The 26,056-nt window shown below is 51.4% G+C and carries 17 protein-coding genes; 12 read left to right on the plus strand and 5 right to left on the minus strand.

Going from position 1 to position 26,056, the window contains the following annotated elements; all coding sequences use genetic code 11:
• Window positions 1–175 precede the first annotated feature (175 nt).
• The 5 genes from Q4563_RS10860 (at window position 176) to Q4563_RS10880 (ending at window position 9,306) form a co-directional block, all read left to right on the plus strand.
• Window positions 176–2,149 (plus strand): Ig-like domain-containing protein, encoded by a 1,974-nt coding sequence (locus Q4563_RS10860; RefSeq protein WP_303604513.1) that lies wholly within the window; start codon window positions 176–178, stop codon window positions 2,147–2,149.
• Window positions 2,150–2,358: 209 nt separating this feature from the next.
• Complete coding sequence (locus Q4563_RS10865) at window positions 2,359–4,017, plus strand: hypothetical protein (protein ID WP_303604514.1); 1,659 nt, start codon at window positions 2,359–2,361, stop codon at window positions 4,015–4,017.
• Between the two features lie 95 nt (window positions 4,018–4,112).
• Window positions 4,113–7,166 (plus strand): D-2-hydroxyglutarate dehydrogenase YdiJ, encoded by a 3,054-nt coding sequence (gene ydiJ / locus Q4563_RS10870; RefSeq protein ID WP_303604515.1) that lies wholly within the window; start codon window positions 4,113–4,115, stop codon window positions 7,164–7,166.
• A gap of 123 nt (window positions 7,167–7,289) precedes the next feature.
• Complete coding sequence (locus Q4563_RS10875) at window positions 7,290–8,306, plus strand: peptidylprolyl isomerase (RefSeq protein WP_303604516.1); 1,017 nt, start codon at window positions 7,290–7,292, stop codon at window positions 8,304–8,306.
• Window positions 8,307–8,505: 199 nt separating this feature from the next.
• A complete protein-coding gene (locus Q4563_RS10880) occupies window positions 8,506–9,306 on the plus strand; it encodes a peptidylprolyl isomerase (protein ID WP_303604517.1) in 801 nt (266 codons plus the stop codon).
• Here Q4563_RS10880 and Q4563_RS10885 read toward each other — a convergent pair.
• A complete protein-coding gene (locus tag Q4563_RS10885; RefSeq protein WP_303604518.1) occupies window positions 9,290–9,652 on the minus strand; it encodes a DUF6164 family protein in 363 nt (120 codons plus the stop codon). The genes Q4563_RS10880 and Q4563_RS10885 overlap by 17 nt on opposite strands.
• A 3-nt stretch (window positions 9,653–9,655) precedes the next feature.
• The gene (locus Q4563_RS10890; protein WP_215976287.1) at window positions 9,656–10,096 is read right to left on the minus strand and encodes an acyl-CoA thioesterase; all 441 of its coding nucleotides are present in this window, start codon (window positions 10,094–10,096) and stop codon (window positions 9,656–9,658) included.
• A 194-nt stretch (window positions 10,097–10,290) separates the two neighbouring features.
• Here Q4563_RS10890 and Q4563_RS10895 point away from each other — a divergent pair, with 194 nt between their 5' ends.
• Window positions 10,291–12,120 (plus strand): cation:proton antiporter, encoded by a 1,830-nt coding sequence (locus tag Q4563_RS10895; protein WP_303604519.1) that lies wholly within the window; start codon window positions 10,291–10,293, stop codon window positions 12,118–12,120.
• 77 nt (window positions 12,121–12,197) lie between these two features.
• Window positions 12,198–13,568 carry a YihY/virulence factor BrkB family protein gene (locus Q4563_RS10900; RefSeq protein ID WP_215976285.1) on the plus strand — a complete coding sequence of 457 codons (1,371 nt, stop codon included), beginning with the start codon at window positions 12,198–12,200 and terminating at the stop codon, window positions 13,566–13,568.
• A gap of 50 nt (window positions 13,569–13,618) precedes the next feature.
• On the opposite strand, the gene Q4563_RS10905 is transcribed toward Q4563_RS10900, so the two are convergent.
• The 3 genes from Q4563_RS10905 to Q4563_RS10915 all read right to left on the minus strand — a co-directional run bounded on the left by Q4563_RS10905 (window position 13,619) and on the right by Q4563_RS10915 (window position 17,816).
• Entirely contained in the window at window positions 13,619–15,760 is a 2,142-nt protein-coding gene (locus tag Q4563_RS10905; protein ID WP_215976284.1) for a methyl-accepting chemotaxis protein, read from the minus strand.
• A 221-nt stretch (window positions 15,761–15,981) separates the two neighbouring features.
• The gene (gene purU / locus Q4563_RS10910) at window positions 15,982–16,842 is read right to left on the minus strand and encodes a formyltetrahydrofolate deformylase (RefSeq protein ID WP_215976283.1); all 861 of its coding nucleotides are present in this window, start codon (window positions 16,840–16,842) and stop codon (window positions 15,982–15,984) included.
• 83 nt (window positions 16,843–16,925) lie between these two features.
• Complete coding sequence (locus Q4563_RS10915) at window positions 16,926–17,816, minus strand: AEC family transporter (RefSeq protein ID WP_303604520.1); 891 nt, start codon at window positions 17,814–17,816, stop codon at window positions 16,926–16,928.
• A gap of 863 nt (window positions 17,817–18,679) precedes the next feature.
• Here Q4563_RS10915 and Q4563_RS10920 point away from each other — a divergent pair.
• The 5 genes from Q4563_RS10920 (at window position 18,680) to Q4563_RS10940 (ending at window position 25,978) form a co-directional block, all read left to right on the plus strand.
• Window positions 18,680–21,604 carry a ribonucleoside-diphosphate reductase subunit alpha gene (locus Q4563_RS10920; RefSeq protein WP_215976625.1) on the plus strand — a complete coding sequence of 975 codons (2,925 nt, stop codon included), beginning with the start codon at window positions 18,680–18,682 and terminating at the stop codon, window positions 21,602–21,604.
• Window positions 21,605–21,687: 83 nt separating this feature from the next.
• A complete protein-coding gene (locus tag Q4563_RS10925) occupies window positions 21,688–22,911 on the plus strand; it encodes a ribonucleotide-diphosphate reductase subunit beta (RefSeq protein ID WP_215976624.1) in 1,224 nt (407 codons plus the stop codon).
• A gap of 62 nt (window positions 22,912–22,973) precedes the next feature.
• A complete protein-coding gene (locus Q4563_RS10930) occupies window positions 22,974–23,177 on the plus strand; it encodes a hypothetical protein (protein ID WP_215976623.1) in 204 nt (67 codons plus the stop codon).
• Between the two features lie 196 nt (window positions 23,178–23,373).
• Window positions 23,374–24,033: a transglutaminase-like cysteine peptidase gene (locus Q4563_RS10935; protein WP_303604521.1), complete on the plus strand. Its 660-nt coding sequence runs from the start codon at window positions 23,374–23,376 to the stop codon at window positions 24,031–24,033.
• 40 nt (window positions 24,034–24,073) lie between these two features.
• Entirely contained in the window at window positions 24,074–25,978 is a 1,905-nt protein-coding gene (locus Q4563_RS10940; RefSeq protein WP_215976622.1) for a bifunctional diguanylate cyclase/phosphodiesterase, read from the plus strand.
• Window positions 25,979–26,056 lie beyond the last annotated feature (78 nt).

Genomic DNA, 26,056 nt, shown 5'->3' on the forward strand with positions numbered 1-26,056 from the left:
TTCGTCACAAATAATCGCATAACGATGCCGCTTTTTCCAGAAGCAATCACCTGTCTTCATGCCCTGCAGAAATACCCCCTATTTAGTAGGTTACGCTACACAGTAAAACCCCATAAACTGTCGCTTAGCCCAATAACACCTTACCGTTAAACCACAGCCTCGCGAGCGCTCAACCATGGCAAATTTACGTTTTACCGTCTCCGCCCGCGCATTAACATTAATGCTGTTCATCGCAACCACGGCTCGGGCCCAAACTGGCGCGGTGAATATTCAGGGGCTTGGCAGCCACGCCCTACCTATGCTCGACCACCCCATGATAGTTGCACTGGGGCTGACTTTTGCACTGATCGCGATATTTAAGCTGCGCCACTCAACCCTGCTGGCAAGCGTGCTATTAGCGGGAATGGTGATTGGGGTAACGGTCAACTCACCCCGCCTGATGGCCGCCATAGGCTTAGAAATTCCAGCCAGCAGCCCCGCCTGCAGCGGTGGCTCTGACTCGTTCAGCTTTGATCCTTACTCGGCCCCCAGCTTAACCAACCAGTGCCCCAGCACCTCCGTGCGCATTAGCGGGTACGAGCTACCCTGTGCCACGGTCGAGTCCGGCGCCGATGTGGGTAGCACTCTTACCCCCGGTGCCAGCCTTAGCTTGCAGCAATGTGTTGGTGGCAACCGGCCGCCCAGCTTTAGTTTATCGACCAGCAGCTTAACTATTGCCGAAGACGCCGGCCCACAAACCCTTAACAATTGGTTAACGAATTTAACGGCCGGGCCTGCCGGCGAGTCGGCGCAAACCGTAAGCGTCAGTGTTAGCCACAATTACCCGGCGTTATTTGCCACCGCACCCACGCTGGCGGGCGACGGCAGCTTAAGCTTTACCGCCGCCGTTGATGCCTTTGGTGAGGCCATTATTACCGCCACTGCAACCGACAGCGATGGCGCCAGCAGTAGCCAGACACTGACGCTAACCATTACCCCAGTAAACGACCCACCCACCTTTACCCTGCCCGCGGTACTGCCCCTGCTAGAAGACAACGGCCTGGATATCAGTACCGACCCCAACGAACCCGAGTACGATGAAGGCCCCGATGGCGTCACCTCGACTCCGGTAAGCGTGGCCAACCTCGCCACCGATATCTCCCCCGGTAATACCTGGGAAGCTGGCCAAGCGGTACACTTTGAAGTCAGCCACTTTGATGGCAATGACGATTATTATTTTTACAAAAGCGTTCAGCTGTTTACACCACTCACCGCCTCATACGTAGAGAGCGTCGAGCTCGTCCAGATTAACAACGACCCGCTGGTGCAAGTGGATGGTTCATGGGGCATTCAGCACGACACCGGCTTTATTGATTTGGTGCCTAAAGGTGGAGCTGGGGGCGCTGGCAAAACCATTCCCGTTTTTATGCTCAACGATCGCAAGCGCCTATTAAACAATGGCGACTGGGCATTAGTAAATAACTACTTAAATGGCCAGCGCGGCTTTCAAGCTCTTATTGACGGCGACCCCAGCGGCACACTGCCAGGCGAGCGCCTCAACACCATCGGATTTTGGCCCGTACTTTCTCCCATCAGCCATGATATTAGCGGCTACCAACTAAACCCCGCGGGCACGTTTAGCGCCGAATTGTTGCCCCACGCCTTTGGCGAGGTAGAGCTAAGCGTTACCGCAGTCGATGCCGAGGGCCTGCGCTCGGACCCCCAGCGTTTACGGCTCGATATCGCCCCCGTGTGGGACACCCGACCAGAGGGGCGACTGGTTGAGGATAGTGGGCCCGAGAACTCCAACTGTATTCAAGTGTCATTGCCGAGCATTACCTTTCGCAACACGAGCCGGCCACACCTTATACTCAGTGATGCCAATTTAAACGGGGGCCAATTGCTTTCTAACGGCAATCCGGTGCCTTTTGGGTCACCTCACTTATATTATACGCTTTGCTATGTACCGCCCGATGGGCAAAATAGTGCGTACAACACCTCGACTGATACTTTTGAGCCTTTTGCCACCTTTACTTATCGGGTGTGGAGCGGTTTTGGCGATTGGCAAACCGGCGAGAGCCCGGCGCTGGATGGCAGCGAACACTCTGGCGTATTTTTAGAGTTATCCGAGCCCAATCAGGTTGAGATTATCGTTACGCCTAAGTTTTGATGTCGCCTGAGCTCTCGTGTTTGAGCAGCGTTTACGCGCCTCTGGTGCCAGCAGATGCTTTAGCTAGCGCACCGCTTATAGCAGCGATCGTGACTCAAGCAAAGGTTAAAAGTCTCCTCGCTCTGCGATAACACCTATTTAGAGGGTACCGCAATAGTAAAAAAAAAATTAAAATTACAAGCGACTTTAACAGCTCTAACGGTACATTTATGGCCTGTCAGCCTCTGATCACCCGTATCGCACTTGGTGCTGCCTTGTCGGCCATGGCGCCTTATATATTGGCCCAGGGGGGTGGCTCAGTCACCGTTGAGGGAGTCAATGCCAATGCACTACCCACACTTTCCACCTCTGCAGTATGGTTATTAGGGGCAGCGGTTTTATTGATAAGCAGCCTCAAGCTACGCCAGCGCAAGATGCTCGGGCTAGGGGTCACCCTATTCGCACTGGGCAGCAGCGGTTTATTGGTAACGCCACCTATCGGCGCAATCGTCGACTTAGCGATCCCTGACAGCAGTGCGGCCTGTTCAGGGGGGACGCAGACACTGGGCTATGACAGTGACATACCTCCCCAACTCACCAATGAGTGTACCTCGGCAACCATTACTATCACCCAATACTCCCTGCCTTGCCCCAGTGACATATGGCAAGGCAGTGGAGCCATCGGCACCCTGCTTGCCCCTAACGAGTCTACTGAACTGCTCAGTTGTGGCGATTACCCGCCAGAATTTACCCTAGGGCTCCCGATAACAATAGCCGAAGATGCCGGAGCTCAGCTATTCAACAACTGGATAACCGGCATATCGCCAGGCCCGGCGTCGGAGTCGGCGCAAACGGTCAGCTTTGCCACCAACTCTGACCAACCAGCCCTGTTTAGCGTACAACCGGCTATTACCACCAGCGGTACCCTGTCATTTACCGCGGCGGATAACGCTTGGGGCACCACCAATATTACTGTCACAGCGACAGACTCGGCGGGGAGCACCAGCAGTCAACACTTTGTATTAACCATTACGCCGGTAAATGACACGCCAAGCTTTACGCTCAGCACCACTAACTTGTCTATCTTGGAAGACAACGGACAAGACTTAAACACACAACAAACCGGCCTTGATTTTGACTCGCCACCAGCTGGGGATAATTTCACACAAGTCTCCATGCCAAATGTAGTCAGTGATTACCATCTAGGCACCGGCGATGCCGACCAAACACCTAACTTTAACGTGGCGGTAACCACTGGCACCCGCTCCGATGCCAACCGCGACCTCAGCATCAGCGCTGCGGATATTTTCTATGGTGGTGACATAGGCATCAGTGCAAGCGGTGCTCTCGAATTCAAACTCAATCCACACCACTGGGGTGAGCTGCAACTGGCCATCACATTAAGCGATAGTGAGGGGCTGACCACCGCAGCGCAAAGCCTGAACCTAACGATTGACCCTGTGTGGGATAACCTGCCTACGGGCAACGATATCGACATCACCGGCCTTGAAAACTCCACCTGCATTCCAGTCAGTTTAGTTGGGCAAAGCTACCGCGGCCTGAGCCAACCGGTATTTATAATGACTAGCTTCACCTTGGATGCGGGCAAAAACGGTACACTTTTACAGGATGGCAATCCGGTTATCCCCCCACTTACCACCACCAACCCCGATTTCTGCTTTGTACCGTATGTCAACCAATACAGTGACTTCGACTTTACATTTGGAACCTTTGACGTTTTTGCCGCCTTGACTTATCGAGTATGGTCTGGCCTTGGCGATGCCGACACAGGTCTTAGTCCAGCGGTAGCTGGGCATACGGACGTCTATAACGAGCTGTCGATTGAGTATCAGGCCAACATCATTGTTAATCCCGACTTCGGCCCCTAATAAACTCTCAACTAACCTTCGCACGCTTTACTGGCTCTCACGCGCGGGAGCCAGTAAAATACGCCCCTTCATTCTTCCAGCAGTACCAATGGCCTATGATCCCCCGTATACGCGAAACATCACCGGTTCAGACCGTTTATTTGAAATTTATCGAAATCCTTAAAAATCAAGGGTTTGCCGGTGATTTAAACCCCGATTACGCCAATCGCACGGTACTGGCGACCGACAACTCGATTTATCAGGTGTTGCCGCAGGGCGTGGTCTACCCCAAGCACGTAGATGACTTAGTGCTATTGGCCCAACTCAGCGAGCGCGATGAGTTTAAGCAGGTGGTGCTCAGCCCGCGCGGCGGCGGCACCGGTACCAATGGCCAGTCGCTCACCGACGGGCTGGTGGTGGATATTTCCCGCCATATGAACGAGATACTGGAGATTAACCAAACCGAGCGCTGGGTGCGGGTGCAAACCGGCGTGGTCAAAGACCAACTAAACGCTGCGTTAAAACCATACGGTTTGTTTTTTGCGCCCGAGCTCTCCACCAGCAACCGCGCCACCATCGGCGGTATGATTAACACCGATGCCTCCGGTCAGGGCTCGTGCCTGTACGGCAAAACCCGTGACCATGTGTTGGAGCTTAAAACCGTACTGCTCGATGGCAGTGTCTGCGACTCGGCGCCTGTGGATGACACCGCCCTGGCGGCACTGCGCAGCCGCGCAGACCGTATCGGCCAAGTGGTGCGTACGGTGGATGATATTCAGCGCGAACACGCCGATTTAATCGACGCGAAATTCCCCAAACTCAACCGCTGCCTAACCGGCTACGACCTGGCGCATATTCGCACCGACGCCGGCGAGTTTAACCTCAACAGCATTTTATGCGGCAGCGAGGGCACCTTGGGTTTTATTGCCGAAGCCAAGCTTAACCTACTGCCCATCCCCAAATGCTCGGCGCTCGTCAACGTTAACTACCGCGATTTTAACGCCGCCCTGCGCGATGCTACCGAACTGATGCAAGCCGGCCCCACCTCGATTGAAACGGTAGACTCCAAAGTCCTGAACCTGGCCATGAATGATATCGTTTGGCACAGCGTGAGTGAGTTCTTCCCGCCGGTGCCAGGTGAAGACATTAAAGGCATTAACTTAGTCGAGTACACCGCCGACAGCGATGAGGCATTGGCCGAGGGCATTAAACGCCTGACCGACACACTGGACGCCATGAACGACTCGCTGCGTGAAAGCACCGGCCGCATTGGTTACTCCGTCGCCATGGGTAACGCCGCGGTGGGCAAGATTTGGGGCATGCGCAAAAAAGCCGTGGGACTGTTGGGCAACGCCAAAGGCGAAGCGCGCCCGATTCCCTTTGTGGAAGACACCGCCGTACCACCCGAGCACTTGGCCGACTTTATTGTCGAGTTTCGCGCCCTGCTGGACAGCCACAATTTGGCCTACGGTATGTTTGGCCATGTGGACGCCGGTGTGCTTCACGTGCGCCCCGCCATCGACATGAAAGACCCGGAGCAAGAAAAACTGATTCGGATAATCTCCGATCAAGTGGCCGACTTAACGCAAAAGTACCACGGCTTGCTATGGGGAGAGCACGGCAAAGGTGTGCGCTCGGAGTACGCCCCCAAATTTTTTGGCGAGCTCTACCCGCAACTGCAAAACATTAAAGCCGCGTTCGATCCACACAACCAGCTTAACCCCGGCAAAATCGCCACGCCGACGGCGGACTTATCTTTGCTGCGCATTGACGAGGTCACCATCCGCGGCCAGCAAGACCGTAAAATTGCAGTCGAGGTGTGGGAGGGCTACGCCGAGGGCATGCACTGCAACGGCAACGGCGCCTGCTTTAACTGGAACCCCAACGATGCCATGTGCCCCTCGTATAAAGCCACCCGTGAGCGCATTCACTCACCCAAGGGCCGCTCGGCACTGGTGCGCGAATGGTTAAAGCAATTGAGCGAGCGCAAGGTAAACGCAGTGCAAGAGGCAAAAACCAACCGCGAGCGCAGCTTTGTATCCTCGCTACCGGCGCGCATTAAAAACACCATCAACAAAAAACGCGGCGAGTACGATTTCTCCCACGAGGTGAACGAATCCATGCAAGGCTGCTTAGCCTGTAAATCTTGCGTGGGTCAGTGCCCCATTAAAGTTGACGTACCCGAATTTCGGTCAAAATTTTTAGAGCTTTACTATGGGCGCTACCTGCGACCATTAAAAGATTATTTTATCGGCTCGCTAGAATACTTAATGCCTACCCTGGCGCGCGTGCCCTGGCTCTATAACGGATTAATGAAGCCGGCGTTTATGCAAAAAATACTGGCCAAAGTCGCCGGCATGGTGGACAGCCCGCTGCTAACCGGCGTGAGCTTAGATAACGCCCTGCGCGAGCTGGGTGTGCGCTACGCCAGTGCCGAGAACATCGCCACACTGAGCGATGAGCAAAAAGCCAACACGGTTATTGTGGTGCAGGATGCGTTCACCAGCTACTTTGAAACCGATCTGGTGCTAGACAGTTTAAAGCTGTTAAAAATACTCGGCTTTAACCCCATGCTCGCCCCGTTTAAACCCAACGGCAAGCCGCTGCATGTTCACGGCTTTTTAAAAGCCTTTGCCAAGGCCGCGAACAATAACGCCAAGATGTTAAACGCCTTGGCCGATACCGGTATTATCTTGGTGGGGCTCGAGCCTTCCATGACCCTGGCCTATCGCAGTGAATACCAAAAAGTGTTGGGCGACAAAGCGCCCAAAGTTGCCCTTATACAAGAGTGGTTGGCCGCGCAAGATATTACCGAGGCCACTCCGTTGTTTGGTAAAAGCGATTACAAGCTACTGGCCCACTGCACCGAAAAAACCAACGCCGCCGCGTCTATTAAAGACTGGCAAACCCTGTTTGGCGCACTAGGCCAAGAGTTGAGTGTCGTGGCCACCGGCTGCTGCGGCATGGCCGGCACCTATGGGCACGAAGCTGCCAACCTGGTCACCTCGAAAAAAATATTTTCGCAAAGTTGGGAGGCGGTAGTGACCGAACCTGCCAATAAGGGCAAGCTTACCGCCACCGGTTACTCCTGTCGCAGCCAGGTTAAGCGCATTCAAGACCAGCGCCTCCCCCACCCGCTGCAAGTATTATTAGGAGCTTATCAGGGCTAAGACAAGGCCTGAACGAACTTTGACGTTATACGCGCAAATACTCCGGCAAACCTTATTACTGCCGGAGTACTCATGCATATTTACTAATTAAATTTTCTAATGAGCTAAAAAAGGTTACATACCATGAGTAATACATCAAAACTGTTAGGTTGTTTTACCTTGGCAGTACTTTTAGGATTTGGCGCGCACAGCCACGCCACTACCGTGCAATTTCAAACCGTACTGGGGGATTTTGAAGTCGAGCTGTATGACGAAGAAACCCCCATCACCACGGCAAACTTTTTAGAGTATGTCGAGGCCGGCGCCTTTACGGATTCTATTTTTCACCGCTTGTTAGATGATTTTATTGTTCAGGGTGGTGGTTTTACTTTTGATATCGAAAACGGCCAAATCGAAGGTGTTCCCCCAAACGGTACCATTAAGAACGAGCTGGGCTTATCCAATACTCGCGGCACGATTGCTATGGCCACAGTGAATGAAGATCCAGACAGTGCCGTTAGTCAATGGTTTATTAATCTAGCCGATAATAACGTCTATTTAGACAGCGGCTATACCGTGTTTGGTAAAGTAACCGGCGAAGGTATGACCATTGTCGATGAGATTGCCCAGCTAAAAACTGGCAACTACACCTCTGTCAATAGTGCTTTTAAAGATCTCCCCCTTCGCAATGTAACCACTGCCGACATACGCGATAAAGTACCCTTAACCGAAGACAATCTCGTACTGATTAAAAATATTATGGTGCTGGGTGCCGGCGGTACGGATTTTAGCGCAAGCTCCTCTTCCAGTAGTTCGAGCAGTGCTATCAGTTCTATTAGTTCCAGCAGTTCTATTAGTTCTAGCAGTTCTAGCAGTTCGGTAATCTCTAGCAGCGTCAGCAGCTCAAGCAGTCTGATGAGTTCAAGCAGTTCTAGTAGCTCCGCCAATATGAGTAGCTCCGTGAGCTCGGGTAGCTCGGTTAACGATAGCAGTGTCGCCAGCTCCAGTATTGCCGCGACTCCAGTCGCCCCCACTACCAGTGGCAACAGCAGTGGCGGTGGCGGCAGCGCCAACTGGTTGATGTTACTGGCCCTTCTGGCCACAGGCATCACCCGCAAACTGAACAGCCGGGATCAGTCGCCGGGTAAAGTCGCAGGCTAGAGTCGCTTTAACGCAAACCTAGCAGACAAGCATCATTAGCACCGGCTGTAAGCAACCCGGCCGGTGCTAACGAGTGACAATCAGCTCATTTATACACTTTATTACAAACTTGGCACATATATTTTGTTATTCTCGCCAACATTAATAACCGTATTTTAGGTATCCCTACCTACCAATCTTAAGTTTTGTGAGGATCATTATGTCGCTTGCCGTTAAAGCGCTTAGCAGCGCCACTCTTTACCTGTGTGCCAGTGCAGCGCTCGCCACCACCGTGCAATTTCAAACCGTGATGGGTGATTTTGAAGTCAACTTATACGATCAAGATACCCCCGAAACCGTCGCCAATTTTTTAGAGTATGTCGACTCGGGCGCTTATGAGAACACCTTTATGCATCGCTCGGTGCCCAGTTTTGTGGTGCAGGGGGGCGGCTTTTCCTTTGACTTAGACAACGACAGTGTGAGTGCGATTGCCACCAACGAGCCGGTCGTCAATGAGCCGGTGTTTGCCAATGTGCGCGGTACTATTGCCATGGCAAAACCAAGCTTTCAACCTGATGGTGCCACCAACCAGTGGTTCATCAACTTAACAGACAATACCAGTTTGGATACTAATACCGGTGGCTTTACCGTGTTTGGCGAGGTAACGGGCAATGGGATGGCCATAGTGGAGGCAATTGCCGACCTGCCCACTGCAGACTTTAGCCCCAGTATATTTTGGAATTCAATTGCCTTCGAAGATGTCCCGCTTCGTGATTATTCGCAAGAGGATATGAACGATGGAATTCTCGCCACCGAAGAAAACATCGTACTCATTCAAAACATTATGGTCTTAGACGCGGCAACGGATACGGCCGCCGGACTAAACCCACCCCCTACAACAGCCACTGCCGACAGCGGTAACGATGGCGACTCAAGCGGTGGCGGTGGCAGCTTTGGCTTACGTTTACTGGCTCTACTCGCACTCGGCAGTCTCGGCCGTAAACTTATACGCCGCGGATAAACGGCACTAAGGACACTCCCAGAATAAAGACAATGGCCAATACACCGGCCATTGTCTTTAAGGGGTGCTGCGCAGCATGCGCGGCAAAATTAACCGGCTCACCGCGAGCGCGCATCGCCCGATACTGCGCTCGCGACTGCTGGGCAAAACGCGCCTGATACTCAGCGCCCACAGCATGGGCTCGTTCGATATCGGCTTTATCGCTCAACCAGAGTGCATCTACCCCAATTCTCCATCGACCTGATTGTGTGACATAGCAAGAGATACCCGCTTGCTCCAGTGCTTCCACAAAGCCGTCAACTTCCTCCGGGGTGGCACCCGCGGTTTTCATTAAAAGGTGGGCCAAAATCTACTCCATCGCCTCGATAAGTTTAATCTGCTCGTGCAACTCAGGGGCTACCAGCGCTTTGCGTTGCGATTGTTTATCGAGCAGTACAATTTTAGCGATACCGGTAGACACCACCTTGCCTTGCTCGGTACTGAATATTTCGTAATCTTGAGTAATCCCATGCTCGTGCACCTCGGTCACGGTGCACCCCACCAGTAATGTGTCGGGAAAACGCACCGGCCGCAGGTAGCGACACTGGGTTTCAGACAAAACCGGTAGCACCCGAGTCATATCCAGCACACCGGTGGCGGCCACATGGCGCAAGTAAGCAATGCGCGCGGTTTCAAAGTAGCGTAAATAAATCACATTATTAACATGGCCAAAGGCATCCATTTCGCCCCACTGCACGTTTATTTCAGCCGTGATCGGAAAGTTATTACAAAAGCTGTCGCGGTCAGTCATAATTTAAGCCCTCTTACCCTAAGAGTTCACGGGGAATTACTGTGGATAGTGAAGTCATAGCGCTTAGCGCCGTTGAACACAACCCAGAACACCTATAATTATTATGGGTGTTCGCACTTTGCTTTTCGCCATTTTAGACCCTATCGGCTAAGATGAGTAGCGATCGAATCTGAATAAATTGCTAAGGATGATGTATGCACGAAACTGCTCTGGCGATAGCCGTCATTGGTATCACCGCCTTATTTTGTCAGTGGAGTGCCTGGCTTGCCCGTCTGCCTGCCATTCTCTTTTTACTGCTGGCCGGCCTTGCTCTGGGCCCGATAAGCGGGTTGTTATCACCCGACGAGTTATTTGGTGATTTATTGTTCCCATTGGTCTCATTGGCGGTGGCGGTTATTCTGTTTGAGGGCAGTCTGACATTAAATTTCAATGAACTGGGGCATATCTCCGCCGTCGTACGCCGAATGATCACCGTGGCGGCCCCGGTCACCTGGCTGATTGTCGCCGTTACCACTCATTTTCTATTCGATCTCAGCTGGGAAATATCTATTCTGTTTGGTGCACTGATGGTGGTTACTGGTCCCACGGTTGTTACCCCCTTACTTCGCAGTGTGCGCCCCTCGGAAAGAGTAGCCAATATTCTGCGTTGGGAAGGCATTATAATTGATCCAATCGGCGCTTTGCTGGTGGTTGTGGTCTATGAATTTATTGTCTCGCAAACCCAAGGCGCGGCTTTTAGCCAAAGCCTACTGCTCTTTACCGAAATTATTGTCGTGGGTCTATCCATCGGCGCCGCTGCCGGTTACGCATTAGGCAAAATTCTGGCGGGGCGACGACTGCCCGAATACCTGCAAAATCTGGCCACCTTAAGCATCTTGTTTATGGTTTTTGCTTTTTGTAACCACCTGGCCCATGAGTCTGGTCTGCTGGGGGTTACCGTGATGGGTATGTGGCTGGGCAATATGCGCGGGGTTCATATTCACAATATATTAAATTTTAAAGAAAACTTAACGATTCTGTTTATTTCTGGGCTGTTTATTATTCTGGCCGCCCGCTTACCCACCCAACAGTTGCTCGGTATTATTGCCCTAGGCCCCCTGTTGCTGCTGGTTGTCATTCAATTTGTGGCCCGGCCCATTTCGGTGCTTTTGGCCACCCTTGGCTCAAATATCGGCTTTCGCGAACGCATACTGCTCAGCTGGATTGCCCCACGTGGCATTGTGGCCGCAGCGGTATCCGCCCTGTTTGCCCTGCGCTTAACCGACCAGGGTTTTACCGATGCTGAAGTGTTGGTACCTCTTACCTTTGCGGTAATTCTCGGTACGGTGATTTTTCAAAGCGCTACCGCCCGCCCCCTGGCGAGAATATTGGGCATTGTCGAACCCGAACCCCGTGGCGTGCTTATTTTGGGGGCCAACTCGGTCGCTCGCAAGATTGCTCTCGCGTTAAAACAACAGTCGTTAGCGGTTATTGTCAGTGACTCTAATTGGGAAAATATTCGCGCAGCGCGCATGGCTGGGTTAAAAACATTCTACGGCAACCCAGTATCAGAATTTGCCGGCGACCGACTGGATTTAACAGGTATTGGCAATCTGATGGCCATGTCACCGCTGAAAGAACTCAACGTTATTGCCAGCATGCACTTTCGCAATGAGTTTGGTGACTCGCATGTTTTTACCATTCGTACCAGCGGTGATACTGATAAAACAGAAAAGCATCAGGTAGCCGCTCAACTTAAAGGCTCTGCACTGTTTCGCAATGATATGACCTACGCCAAATTGGCCAGCATGGTGCACACTGGGGCCGAAATAAAAGCGACCAAACTCTCTGAGACCTTTGGGCTCGATGATTTACGCCAACAAGATACCAGTGCAATCTTTTTATTCGCGATAACCGACAAAGGCAAAGTAAAGCCTTTTAGCGATGAGACGCCGTTAAAAAACAGCGCGAGCTGCACCATTTTAAGTCTCATCCCTGAGCCCAAAGAAAAGCAGTCTACTACAGACGACGATAATGCTGGATAACCTGTTTAACGGGTGTTTCACAGTCTCGTTGCCTACTAACGGCTGCCTATAATTTTATAAATGATGGAATACAACCAATGAGCAATCAAACCGAACAGAACCCCGCGGAACCTGTCGGCAGCCGCTTGGAGGTAGCCTTTAAAAGGCTGGATAAGTGGCTATGGCAAGTCGAAACCGCTCACCGCTCTAAACCTCATCAACGCTTCTGGCACTTATCACGCGTACTGGTGGCGGTAATACGCGATCTTGCTCGTGGCTATATCACTCTGCACGCCATGAGTCTGGTGTACACCACTTTGCTGTCATTAGTGCCTTTTTTGGCGTTGAGTTTTTCGGTGTTAAAAGGCTTTGGTGTTCACAATCAGTTAGAACCGGTCTTGCAGAATGTACTGGCCACACCTCTAGGTGAACGCGGCCCAGAGGTGGTGGACAATATTCTAGGCTTTGTCGATAACATCAAGGTCGGTGTACTAGGCTCGGTAGGCCTCGGCTTATTAATCTTTACCGTGGTGTCTCTGATTCAGAAAATCGAGCGCTCGTTCAATGAGATTTGGCGCGTTAGCGAAAGTCGCTCGCTGGCTCAACGCTTTGCCAGTTATTTGAGCGTTATTATGATTGGCCCTCTGCTGGTATTTTCCGCCATGGGGGCCACCGCAGCTTTGGTAAACAGTGCCGCCGTGCAGCAGGTAATTAGCTTTGCGCCGCTGGGCTGGTTGTTTAGCGTAGCCACCAAACTTACGCCCTACCTTATTATTATTGGCTTATTCACCTTTCTTTATACTTTTATACCTAACACCAAAGTCAAACTGCGCCACGCCTTTTTAGGCGGCCTGGTGGCAGGTTTTATTTGGCAGACCTCTATATTTGGTTTTACGCTTTTCGTTTCTAATTCTGGCAACTATACCGCTATTTATTCCGGTTTTGCGGTGGGCATTTTGTTGTTGATTTGGTTATATTTAGCTTGGCTGATATTGCTGATTGGTGCCTCTGTGGCCTTTTACTCGCAGCACGCCCAACAAATTACGCGTTCGCGAGTTAATCCTCCGGCCGCACGAATTGATGAAATGACAGGCTTGGCCATTATGTTTGATGTGGCCCAACAGTTTGATCGCGACGGAGGTGGTGTATCTATTACCGCCATGGAATCCGGCCTTTCCGTAGGGCCAGACGTTATCCAACGCATTATTGCCAAATTACTCAAACACAATATCGTTATTCATGCTGGGCCCGCGGCCAACCAGCTGGTGCCGGCGCGTTCACTGGATCATATTACTTTACAAGAGCTGATTTTGGCCGTTAGAACTCAGGAGACCGACCTGCCATCTTCACTGCAAAGACATACCGAGGTTAACCGCTTAATGAACCAAATTGAGTTGGCAACCGCCGATATGCTGGAAGACCAATCCATTGCCGACTGGGTTCGCAACTCACAGACCGCTACCCATTAAATAAACTCAGCCGGTCATAACGGTGTATCAACGTTATGACCGGCTGTACTCTAACGTGCGGTCACCTGAAAAGAATCCACTAATTGATGCAGTGTGACTGCCGTATTTTGTAACCGATCAGAGCTACCTCTAAGCACCCGATACACTTGTGACATTGCATCACTGGAACTTGCCACTTCCCGAACTCTATCGCCACTTTGTCGACTGGTATGCTCAATGTGCTGAATTGCATTAAACATATTGGCAACAATTTCATGCAGCTCGGTATTATCTGATGACGACGCTTCGGCCAGTCGCAAGCCGCGATCAACCTCTTCGACACTGGTCTCCATATAATTGGCCGCTGTTTGCGATTCTGTCTGTATTGATAATATTTTCTGACTGATTTCATCGGCCACGTTCGCGGTTCTTGCCGCTAATGAACGCACCTCATCGGCCACCACTGAGAATCCCCGCCCGTGTTCGCCCGCGCGCGCAGCTTCAATCGCAGCGTTGAGCGCCAACAAGTTGGTCTGCTCTGTAATCCCACCTATCATACTGACCATGCTCGCAATTTCTGTGGTTTGCACGCTGAGACTTTGAATGGTTTTGGCTGAATTATCGACCACGTCACGAATGGATTGTGTGCCGGTTTGCACGGCCGACAGCTGTCCTCGCGCAGCCGCTACCACATCGTCCATTGTACGTTTCATTTGGTCAGCGGTGGTGCTGGCGTTACTGATTTCACCGACCTGACTTTCAATCAACTGCAGCATCTGAGTAATAGAGTCGGATACGGTTTGTGTTGTGTGGTGCGCCTCTTCATTGCGATCGAGCATTTGATCGCTATTGCTTTTGACATCTTGCGCAGCCCCAATGACCTCTCCAACTATCGTATCTAAATTATCGATAAAGCTATTGGTCCAGCGCCCCAGATCGCCGGTCTCATCCGCCGCCAAACGTCTTGTGTCGAGGCGCTGGCGCAAGTTGCCGCCACCTTCGGCGATGGTGTGAATCATCTCGGTCATCTTGCCGATTCGCCTTGCCAGGCGCCGCGGTCCACTCGCTTTAAAGATTTGGCCGGTTATTAACAGCAATGCGCCGGTGGCGATATTAATCTGCCACAAAGGTAGGCTGGTGTAAGCATGCAGTAAGCTGTTGCCAGTAAATGCGAGTGCCACCGCCAGTATGTAGAGCCGCATCATGGTGTAGGTTACCGAGCGAAAGCGGTACACCTCTTCTAGATCCGCTTCACACATCATCCCCCAAGTATCCGGTGACCCCTTTAAACTAAAGGTCACTCCTTTACCAATCACCGGTATATGACGATAATCTGAGTAACCTGGGTAGGTCACATAGAGATTATTGCCGTTTTTAATGGTTTCGCGTACACCGGGATGGAGTTGGCCGGTGGCCGGATCGGTAAAGTGAATTTCAAACTCAGTGTGCTCTCGAACTTTAACCACACCAAAGCCTGTGTGAATACCCGATTTGAGGTTTTCACCATGAGAGAAGGTGTCATCTTCAAAACGCGAGCGCGATAAGGCGGTGCCTGAGGCGATGCGTTTATCAAACTTCGACTCCACCATAAATAGGTAGTTATCGCCCGACTCGGTAAAAATATGCCCAGCTTCACGCTGTATAAGATCGCTCAGTACGTCATTAGGGTAGCGGGCACAAAGACAAGCCGTCTCACCCGAGTCCAGCGTAATGGGCAAGTAAAACATTAACGTCACTGCATCGTGAAATTTCGAACTGGATGGGCCAATACGCTCGGTTAGACGGTCGACGTAGGGTCCGTGCAAAAATATATCCGTTAAACCATGACCTAACGCTTTTTTATCGACATCGCGCTGACCAACATGCTCGGCAAAGGTCGAGGCCAATACCTCACCTTCGGCACTAACGACAAAAAGCTCTGAGCAGTCTTTCATGCGCTGTCGTTGGCGTGGCAAGAGCACCGCCAGCTCGGTATCCGCCTGCTCAAACCGGGCCGCTACACCTTGCATGTGCCGCCACTGGGACTCTACCCACTGATGCATAATTCGAATACGTGTATTGGCAATACTTTCAAACGCCTGCTCCATCAGAGCATAGCGACTGCGGTTAACCCAACAGGACCAACTTAAGCTCAATTTGCCGTTACCGCCCCACCAACCTAGCCATCGCCTCTCAGCGCTGGACAGCTGCATACGTTCACTTTGTAACATCATGGATTCTCTTTGCGGTGCAAACCGTCATAGCGGTTTGCTTATATTGGACATAACTTTCACATAGCAGAATTTAAGCCAATCTCTCTGGCAGAAAAATCGACATTAAAATAAGGGGTTAACTCAAACCCTACAAAATATACCGCTTTAAATCGGGGCAAAAAAAAGGGCTTGCACTATAATCAGGCAAGCCCTTCGAATTTTTTACCAGCGTTTTGACGAGTTTAGCGAGAAAACACCACCGTCTTAGTGCCATTGAGCAATACCCGGTGCTCGGCATGCCAGCGCAGCGCTCGGTTAAGGACCACCGCTTCGATATCGCGACCTATCTCCGCCATTTGCTCGGGCGAATTAACATGCGAGACACGCTCAACGGCCTGTTCGATAATTGGCCCCTCGTCGAGATCTGCGGTGACAAAGTGCGCCGTGGCACCAATCAATTTAACACCGCGCTCATACGCTTGATGGTAGGGCTTGGCACCTTTAAAACCAGGCAGGAAGGAGTGGTGAATATTAATAGCACGCCCGGAAAGCTTTTGACAAAGATCGTCGGAGAGAATTTGCATATAGCGCGCTAACACTAAACAGTCGGCTTCTGTTGATTGCATCAATGACCAAATCGCAGCCTCTTGTTCAGGTTTAGTCTCGGCGTTAACCGGCAGGTAATGAAACGGCAACTCGTACCACTCGGTCAATGGTCGCATCACTTCGTGATTCGACACAACGCCGACAATATCAATGGGCAGCGAACCCACCTTCCAACTATTCAATAGATTACTTAAACAGTGGCCCCACTGGGATACGGCAATCAGCACCTTAGGCTTGCATGCAGTATCGCTGATCTGCCAATCCATTTGGTAGTCATCCGCCACTGGCTGAAACAGCGCTTCCACATCGGCCATGGTAATTTCAGGCGGGCAATCAAAAACGGTGCGCATAAAAAATCGTTTGGCTGAGGTATCCTCAAACTGGGACGACTCGGTAATATTAAAACCGCGTTCAGCGAATACACCGGCCACTCGGGCCACTAAGCCTAAGCTGTCCTGACAACTAAAAGTTAATATGATTTCACGCACACCGGCCATGCTTATCTCCGTCTATTTAATGCCGCGCCAAGCGTATAGTAAGCGCAAGTCTTGGGCAAGAGCCTAAAGCCTTGAACTGGTGTTTAGAGCACGGCCCACAGCAGTACCGGCATCCCAATAAAAGCCAAAATTGTAGAGGTGACAACAATTGCGGCCACCTCTTGGTGATCACGATTGTAACGCAGCGTCAATAAGTAGCTAAACACAGCCACTGGCATGGCCGATTGCAGCAACACCACGCCGCGCTCAACCCCGGTTAACCCCAGAGCCAAACACATCAACCAACCGGCTAATAAACCACCGGCTAAGCGCATCACACTAAATAGCACGCTGCGATACCAGCGAGTGACTTTTAATCGCGCCAAAGACACTCCGAGAGTTATCATCATTAATGGGATGGTAAAGCCACCTAACAAATCGAGGGTATTAGCCAACCACAGCGGTAACGTCCAATCGGACAACAATACCCCCACCGCGATCACCATCGCCCACAAGACGGGCTGGCGGGCCACCGAGATGGCGAGCTCTTGCCATCGACCGCCACCGGCTACCATGGCAATCCCCGCAGTAAAGGTAAACATCATCATGACTAAAAAATAACCCAATGCCAGCGCCAACCCCTGTTCACCAAAGGCAAACAAGCAGACCGGCAGGCCCATATTGCCGTTATTAGGCAGCACCGTCGGGGGCAGATAGGTGCGAATCGACTGACCGCTGAGCTTTAGCAGTGACGCAAATCCGATACCTGTTATTAAAAACACACCGATTGCCGCCAGAGCCACGCGATAAATACTGGCTAACTGCACATCGGTTTGTGCCATAGAAGCTATTATCAGGCAGGGAGTGCCAATGTTAATCACCAGCCGACCAATAAAGTCAGAGGGGAAGTCTTTGCCCATTCGGGCCCAAATAAAACCAATACCCGTGGCAATAAACACCGGCGCCAATATAGGCAATAAGCTGAGAACAATCATGGGGGAGTAGACCGATTACCGCGATAGAGGCGAACTTTAGCTCGCTACATAAGCCAATATTGTACCATGTCAGCGCTTCTTCAATGGTGTTTATACCCACCTAATGCGGCACTCATGCCAGCGAATTATCGCCGGCTTAATAAGCAGCTACCTTGTCATAAAAATTTATTCTAAAACCAACTTTGAGTGGAAAAAAATCCCCCTCACCCGCCAGTCAAAGGGCCGAGAAGTTAGTGCATACCAACTTCCTACTATACCCACAATTTATCCACAGCTTTAGCGTGAACTTCTTCACTTGCATTCATCGGCAAACCGCATTATCTTGTATCCCGAAATTTGAAAACACCCATATATAGGGTTTGGGGCAAGTTTTCTAATAGGCTCTGCTGAGCAATAATCATCCCGACTCAGCCACCCAACGGCCTTAAATAGCTCCATTTGTTAGTACTTACTAACATGCAAAGCGCGCTATTACGCTCTGTGCATGATGTCCCCCCCAAAAGTATGGGCTGCGGATTTAACAATGTGGGGCGCATATTTATAAACAGGGATTGGTTTTTCACCCTCAAACAAAACACAACATATAGCGCTACAAGCTGGTGTATGACACAAGTGCAATTAGGCACTACGAGTCACCCTGCTCTTGGGCGGGACCGCCCCATTTGGCGATTGATTGATAAACCGTAACAGCGCTATACGAAGAGCGATTCTAATGTAAACGCAGCGCTCATGTAAAAACCCAGAAACAGTTAACGTAAGACCAGAGAATCCAACACCAACGCTAGAAAGACACAATATTTCCGAAGGGCATCGAACCGCAGGTTCGCTTACACACCATCGGGGAAACATTCGCGGAGACATTAATGTACACAGAAACCGATCAGCCACAGTCAACTAAGGCCCAACCCAGCACAACCCCCGAGGCCAATAATGACCTAGAGGCAACAGCACCAGGACAATTGCGAGTTATCAAGCGCAACGGTACCGTTGTACCTTTTGATGCGGGTAAAATCGCCGTGGCTATGACCAAAGCGTTTCTCGCTGTTGAAGGCGGCACGGCAGCGGCCTCTAGCCGCGTGCACGAAACGGTAGATAACCTGACTAAACAAATTACCGCAACTTTCAAGCGCCGCATGCCCTCCGGCGGCACCGTGCATATTGAAGACATCCAAGATCAAGTCGAACTGGTTTTGATGCGCTCAGGCGAGCAAAAAATTGCCCGCGACTACGTGCTCTACCGCGAAGAGCACGCCCGCATCCGCGCCGAGAAAACGCCGGAGAGCACTTCGATACAGGAAGACCCTGACTACCCTACTCTGCAAATTACTCTGGACGATGGCACCGCCGCGCCACTGGATATGATGCGAATTCGCACCATCGTGCGCGAAGCCTGTATGGGCCTTGACGATGTGGACGAAAAAGCCATCCTCGATGAAGCCATGCGCAACTTGTACAACGGTGTGTCGCTGGAAGATGTCAACACATCACTGGTGATTACAGCCCGCACTCTGGTGGAAAAGGAGCCCAACTACAGCTATGCCACTGCTCGGCTGCTGCTCGACAAACTACGCGCCGAAGCCTTAGGTTTTCTAGGCATCGCCAATGCAGCCACCCAAACGGATATGGAAACTCTGTACGCCCGCGCCCTACCCGCTTATATTCACAAAGGGGTAGAGCTGGAGCTGCTGGACCCTGAACTGTTGAATTTTGATCTGGATCAGCTGGGCAAAGCGCTGTTAGCCGAGCGCGATTTACAATTTACTTACCTGGGCCTGCAAACCCTGTACGATCGCTACTTTATTCACAGCGACGATGTGCGCATCGAATTACCCCAGGTATTTTTTATGCGGGTAGCCATGGGGCTCGCGGTGGAAGAAGACAACCGCGAAGCGCGCGCCATTGAGTTTTATCGCCTGCTCAGCTCTTTCGACTATATGAGCTCAACCCCAACTCTGTTTAACGCCGGTACACTGCGCCCGCAACTATCATCTTGCTATCTGACCAATATTCCGGACAATCTGCACGGTATTTACGGCGCCATGCAAGACAACGCCATGCTGTCTAAGTTTGCCGGCGGTTTAGGCAACGACTGGACACCTGTGCGCTCACTGGGCTCTTACATTAAGGGCACCAATGGTCGTTCACAGGGTGTTGTGCCTTTCCTAAAAGTAGCCAACGATACGGCCGTTGCCGTAAATCAGGGTGGCAAGCGCAAAGGCGCGGTCTGTGCCTATCTGGAAACTTGGCACTTGGATATCGAAGAATTCTTAGAGCTGCGTAAAAACACCGGTGATGATCGCCGCCGTACCCACGATATGAACACCGCGAACTGGGTACCCGATTTATTTATGAAGCGTGTATTCGAAGATAAAGAGTGGACGCTCTTTTCTCCTTGCGATGTACCCGATTTGCACGATTTGTACGGCCAAGCTTTCGAAGAGCGCTACGCCTACTACGAGCAACAAGCGGCCGAAGGCAAAATCAAACTGCACAAAAAGCTACGCGCACTAGACCTGTGGCGCAAAATGCTGGGCATGCTGTTTGAAACCGGCCACCCGTGGATCACCTTTAAAGACGCCTGTAACCTGAGAAGTCCTCAGCAACACGTTGGTGTCGTCCACTCGTCTAACCTGTGTACCGAGATCACTCTCAACACAAAAGCCGATGAAGAAATCGCCGTGTGTAACCTAGGTTCAATCAACCTGGTGCAACATGTTGTCGACGGTGCACTGGACCGGGAAAAACTGGCAGCCACCGTTAAAACCGCCATTCGTATGCTCGATAACGTCATCGACATTAACTACTATTCAGTGGAGAGCGCCCGCACCTCCAACCTGCGCCACCGCCCTATCGGTCTCGGCATTATGGGTTTCCAGGACGCTCTTTACGCGCAACACATCGCCTACGGATCAGCGCAAGCGGTGGAGTTTGCCGATGTGTCCATGGAAGCGATCAGCTACCACGCCATCGAAGAGTCATCTAACTTGGCAGCCGAGCGCGGTCGCTACGCGACCTTTGAAGGCTCACTGTGGAGCAAAGGCCAGCTGCCCATCGACTCAGTTGATATTCTCGCTCGCGAACGCGGCGCCGATTACATTCAGCAAGATCGCACCCAGCGTTTAGATTGGGGCACTCTGCGCGAGAAAGTGAAATCACAAGGTATGCGCAACTCCAATGTGATGGCCATAGCTCCTACCGCAACCATCGCCAACATTACCGGGGTGAGCCAATCCATTGAACCGACTTACCAAAACCTGTACGTAAAATCTAACCTGTCTGGCGAGTTTACCGTGGTCAACCCATCACTGGTACGCGACCTAAAAGCGCAGGGCCTGTGGGACAGTGTGATGGTCAATGACCTCAAATACTACGAGGGCTCACTGCAGAAAATTGACCGTATTCCAGCCGATATTAAGCAACTGTACGCCACCGCCTTTGAAGTAGAGCCACGCTGGATTGTGGAAGCGGCCAGCCGTCGCCAGAAGTGGATTGATCAGGCTCAGAGCCTCAACCTGTATATTTCAGGCGCCAATGGCAAAAAGCTGGACGTGACCTACCGCATGGCGTGGTACCAGGGTTTGAAAACCACCTATTATCTGCGCGCCTTAGCGGCCACCACCACCGAGAAATCTACCATTAACACTGGGTCTCTCAATGCGGTTTCTGCCGGTGATAGTGGTGCCAACCCAGCAGCGGCCAGTGCCCCTGAGCCCGCTGCCGGCGCCAGTGCTGCACCGGTTCCAGCGGCCTGCTCGCTGGACGACCCAGACTGCGAAGCCTGCCAGTAAACGTTAACTGTACAACGGCCCGGTGCACGCACCGGGCCTAGTAAACCCATTACCAAGCCACTCACCGAAAGGACCGTATCACCATGTTGAGTTGGGACGATTTTAATACCGAAGACAATATTCAGCCAAGCCAGCCTGCCCCCGCCGCCCCACCCAAGGTGGCAGAACCTGCGCCAGCGGCCCAGCAAACAAGCAGTGCCCCGACAGCATCGGAGGCCATTGAAGCTGCACGCGAATCGCTGGAGGAACTAGACGTAGCGCCAGGGCTGGAAGAACTCGAAATGGGCGCTCAGCGCATTGAGGTAGACGACAAGCGCATGATTAATTGCCGCGCCGACCTCAACCAGTTAGTGCCTTTTAAGTACGACTGGGCCTGGCAAAAGTATTTGGACGGTTGCGCCAACCACTGGATGCCACAAGAAGTGAACATGACTGCCGATATCGCGCTGTGGAAAAACCCAGAAGGTCTGACCGACGACGAACGCCGTATTGTGAAGCGCTCGCTGGGTTATTTTTCTACTGCCGACTCACTGGTTGCCAATAACCTGGTACTGGCCATCTATCGCCTGATCACCAACCCCGAGTGTCGCCAGTACATTTTACGTCAAGCGTTCGAGGAGGCCATCCACACCCACGCCTACCAATACTGCATTGAGTCGCTGGGCATGGACGAGGCGGAAATCTTTAACATGTACCGCGAGCTGCCCTCGGTCGCTGCCAAAGCGGCCTGGAGCCTCAAACACACGCAAACACTGGGTGATCCAACCTTTACTACCGGCACCACCGAAACCGATCAAGAGTTACTGCGTAACTTGGTGGCATTTTATGCCGTCACCGAAGGTATTTTCTTCTACTGCGGCTTCAGCCAGATTTTGTCCATGGGTCGACGCAATAAAATGACCGGTGTGGCCGAGCAGTTTCAATATATTCTGCGCGATGAATCCATGCATTTGAACTTCGGTATTGATGTTATCAACCAGATCAAACTGGAAAACCCACACCTGTGGACCGATGAATTCCAACAGGAAGTGACCCAGATGATTCTCGAGGGCGCCGAGCTGGAAATTCAATACGCGCGCGACTCTATGCCCCGCGGTGTACTGGGTATGAACGCCGCCAGTATGGAAGAGTACCTGCAATTCATTGCCAACCGCCGCTTAGCGCAGCTTGGCCTGAAAGAGCAGTACCCTGGAGCGCAAAACCCTTACCCATGGATGAGCGAAATCATGGATTTGCGCAAAGAGAAAAACTTCTTTGAAACCCGCGTCATTGAATACCAGACTGGCGGTGCGCTGAACTGGGATTAAACTGCAACTTACAGGTGCCCGCCGTCCGGCGGGCTCTGTCGAATCACAAAGGGTGATGGCAGATGAGTAGCAATACCAATAAAATCGACCCACAAGAGCTTTTATTTACTCTCGATCAACTCGAGCAAACCACAGAAATTATGGGTCGTGTTGTCTCGCGCCTTAAAAGACAGCTAACACTCGTACAGGAGGCAAGGCAAACCGCTGCAACGCCAGCTGCCGAACCCAAGCCTCCCCGCACCAAACCACGTCGTATCCTGCACTAACTCTCAGTGTAAGAGGCCTCTTAGCACTGGATAAGAAGCCCCGACTGCAATCCATTTAACTTATTGATTATGACCAACCTTTATCGGCTGGGTGAGCCTGCTATACTCGCAAAAGTCATTTGGAAAATGGAAGTCGCGTTTGCTCAAGTTGAGTCTCTGTCAACATCGCTACAATTGGCCTCGGCTCTGCGATCGAGTGTGGCAGCGTGTATCTGGCTATCCGGTCTCTCGACTTCTTGTGTTGTTATTCCTGCTTTTTGCCGGTGGCGTACTGGCTTTACAAAAAGAGCGTTTGGAACAGGTGATGCTTGAACGATACGGTGACGACGGGGCACGCTACCTCAACGCATGGACCGATCTACTCCTGCAAACCGACCTCGACACCCAACAAAAATTGGTAAGCGTTAACAATTTTTTCAATCGAGGGCTCACTTACACCCTCGACTCACTGCTGTGGAAAAGTAAAGATTACTGGGCAACGCCCCTCCAAACCATGGGGATGCGTGGCGGCGACTGCGAAGACTACACCATCGCCAAGTATTTCACCCTATTAGAAATGGGCATTCCCGCCAAAGATCTGCGCCTAATCTATGTACGTGCCACCACCGGTGGTGTGGTGCAAGCGCACATGGTACTCGGTTATTTTTCCGACTCCAATGCTATCCCATTAATTCTGGATAATTTAAACCCCAGTATCGTTTCGGCCACGCAACGACCTGATCTAACCCCGATTTTCAGCTTTAACAGTGAAGGTTTGTGGTTAGGGGGGAAAAAGTCCGATACAGACCCAACCGCGCGCCTGTCACGTTGGCGCGATCTATTACAACGTATGCAAGAAGAAGGTTTTACCCAATGAGCTTACACTCAGCCCAAGCAATTGCGGGAGTTAACCCAAGATGTCACTGATAAAACAGCTTTGGATTGGTATTTGTCTGATTCTTATATTGGCTCTGGGCGGCAGTTTTTTTATTTCCACCTTCGCCGCACGTCACTATTTAGAGCAGCAGCTGCAATTAAAAAACATTGATAACGCCACCTCTCTAGCTCTGTCCATCACCCAAATGGATAAAGACCCGGTGTCACTGGAGTTATTAGTAGCGGCCCAGTTTGACTCGGGTCACTACCAGAGCATTCGCTTACTTGACCCTAAAGGTGAGCCCATGGTGGAACGAAACTTTCAAGGCAATACCGTTCAGAGCATTCCACAGTGGTTTGACCAATTACTGGCCATTGAGGTGACCCCCGGTACCGCTCAGATTCAGGATGGCTGGCAACAATTCGCCACTATCGAAGTACAAAGCCATTCGCGCTACGCCAAAGAAGAACTGTGGAATTCAAGCAAACAGCTGCTGCAGTGGTTACTCCTAGCGGCCATCGTATTTGGTGGTATTGGCACCTTAATTTTAAAAATGATCACTCGCCCCTTGGGGCACGTGGTTAACCAAGCCGAATCGATCGGCCAGCGGCGCTTTGTCATGTCGCAGGAACCGCGCACCCGAGAATTCCGCCGGTTAGTGCGGGCAATGAACAAACTCTCCTCCAGTGTCAAAAACATGCTGGATAAAGAAACCGAAAAGTTGGAGAAGCTGCGCCAGGAATCACAGCAAGATGAGTTAACCAAGTTACCCAATCGCGAACATTTTCTCAATCTACTCGACAGCACGCTGACCCGTGAAGACAGCGAGCAAAATGCGGCCATCTACCTGTTTCGAATAATGGATCTTATCAGCTTAAACCAGCAACTGGGCCGAGAAAGAGTTGATGCATTAATCGTCAACATTGCGCAAACTTTACAACAAAAAACACAAGAGTCTTCTCAGTATGCGGGGCGTTTGAATGGCACCGACTTTGCTTTTGTTAGCTTCCAGCAAGGGGCACTTGCCAACGCCAGCCGTGTCTTTGCACAAGAGTTATATGCCTGCGTAACCCCTTTTGAAACACAAGAAATGCCTATCGGCTTGGCCATAGGCGCAACAGATATCCACCAAGAAAGCCGAGGGCAGCTACTTTCTAGACTCGATGGCCTACTGGCCGGTGCCGAGCAAAAAGGCAACCGCGCGGTGGTTCTACACAATGTTAATCGCCCTGCTGGCCCGCAGCGCAACCTCAATGATTGGCGCTTGAGTTTAACTCAGGCGCTGGCCACCCCAGGCGTCGAACTGGGGCGCTTTGCAGTGCGTTCTGTCAGTGGCACGATCATCCATTGGGAGCGTCCAGTGCGCTTAACCTTAGACGGTCAATCGCAAACCGCCGGTTATTTTGTCGCCTGGGCCAGGCGCCTTGACCTACTAAAAGAAATTGACTGGCAGGTTGCCCGCAAAGCGATACAAGAAATTACTGACCATAAAGAAGCTACAGCCATTAATGTTTCAGAAACCGCTCTGCTCGACCCAACATTCAGAGCCAACTTGTTTGAGCTGGCCAAACAAAACTCTCTGGCAAGCCCAATGCTTTACATTGAGTTTCCGGAAAGCTGTGCCGTTCGACAAATGCCGCTATTAAAAGAGCTGAGCCGGGATTTGCGCGAATTCGGCTGTAAAATTGGGCTGGAACACGTGGGATTAGAGTTCACCCACATTAAAGAGCTGGAAGGTATTGGGCTTGATTACCTGAAAATTGATAACGCTATTATCCGCGAAGTTGATCTCAACACCACCAACCATGCATTCATTAAAAGTCTTTGCAATATTGGTCATTCACTGGGCATGGTAATGATTGCCGAAGGTGTTATGAACGATAGTGAAACTCAAGCATTAGCCGCTTTAGATATTGACGGTGTGACCGGGCCCGGCGTGCAATAAATCTTTTTATTCTTACCAATAAAAAAAGCCGCACCCAAACTGGGTGCGGCTTTTTAGTCTTTAGAGACCTTTAAAACA

Source organism: Gilvimarinus sp. 1_MG-2023 (assembly GCF_030548285.1).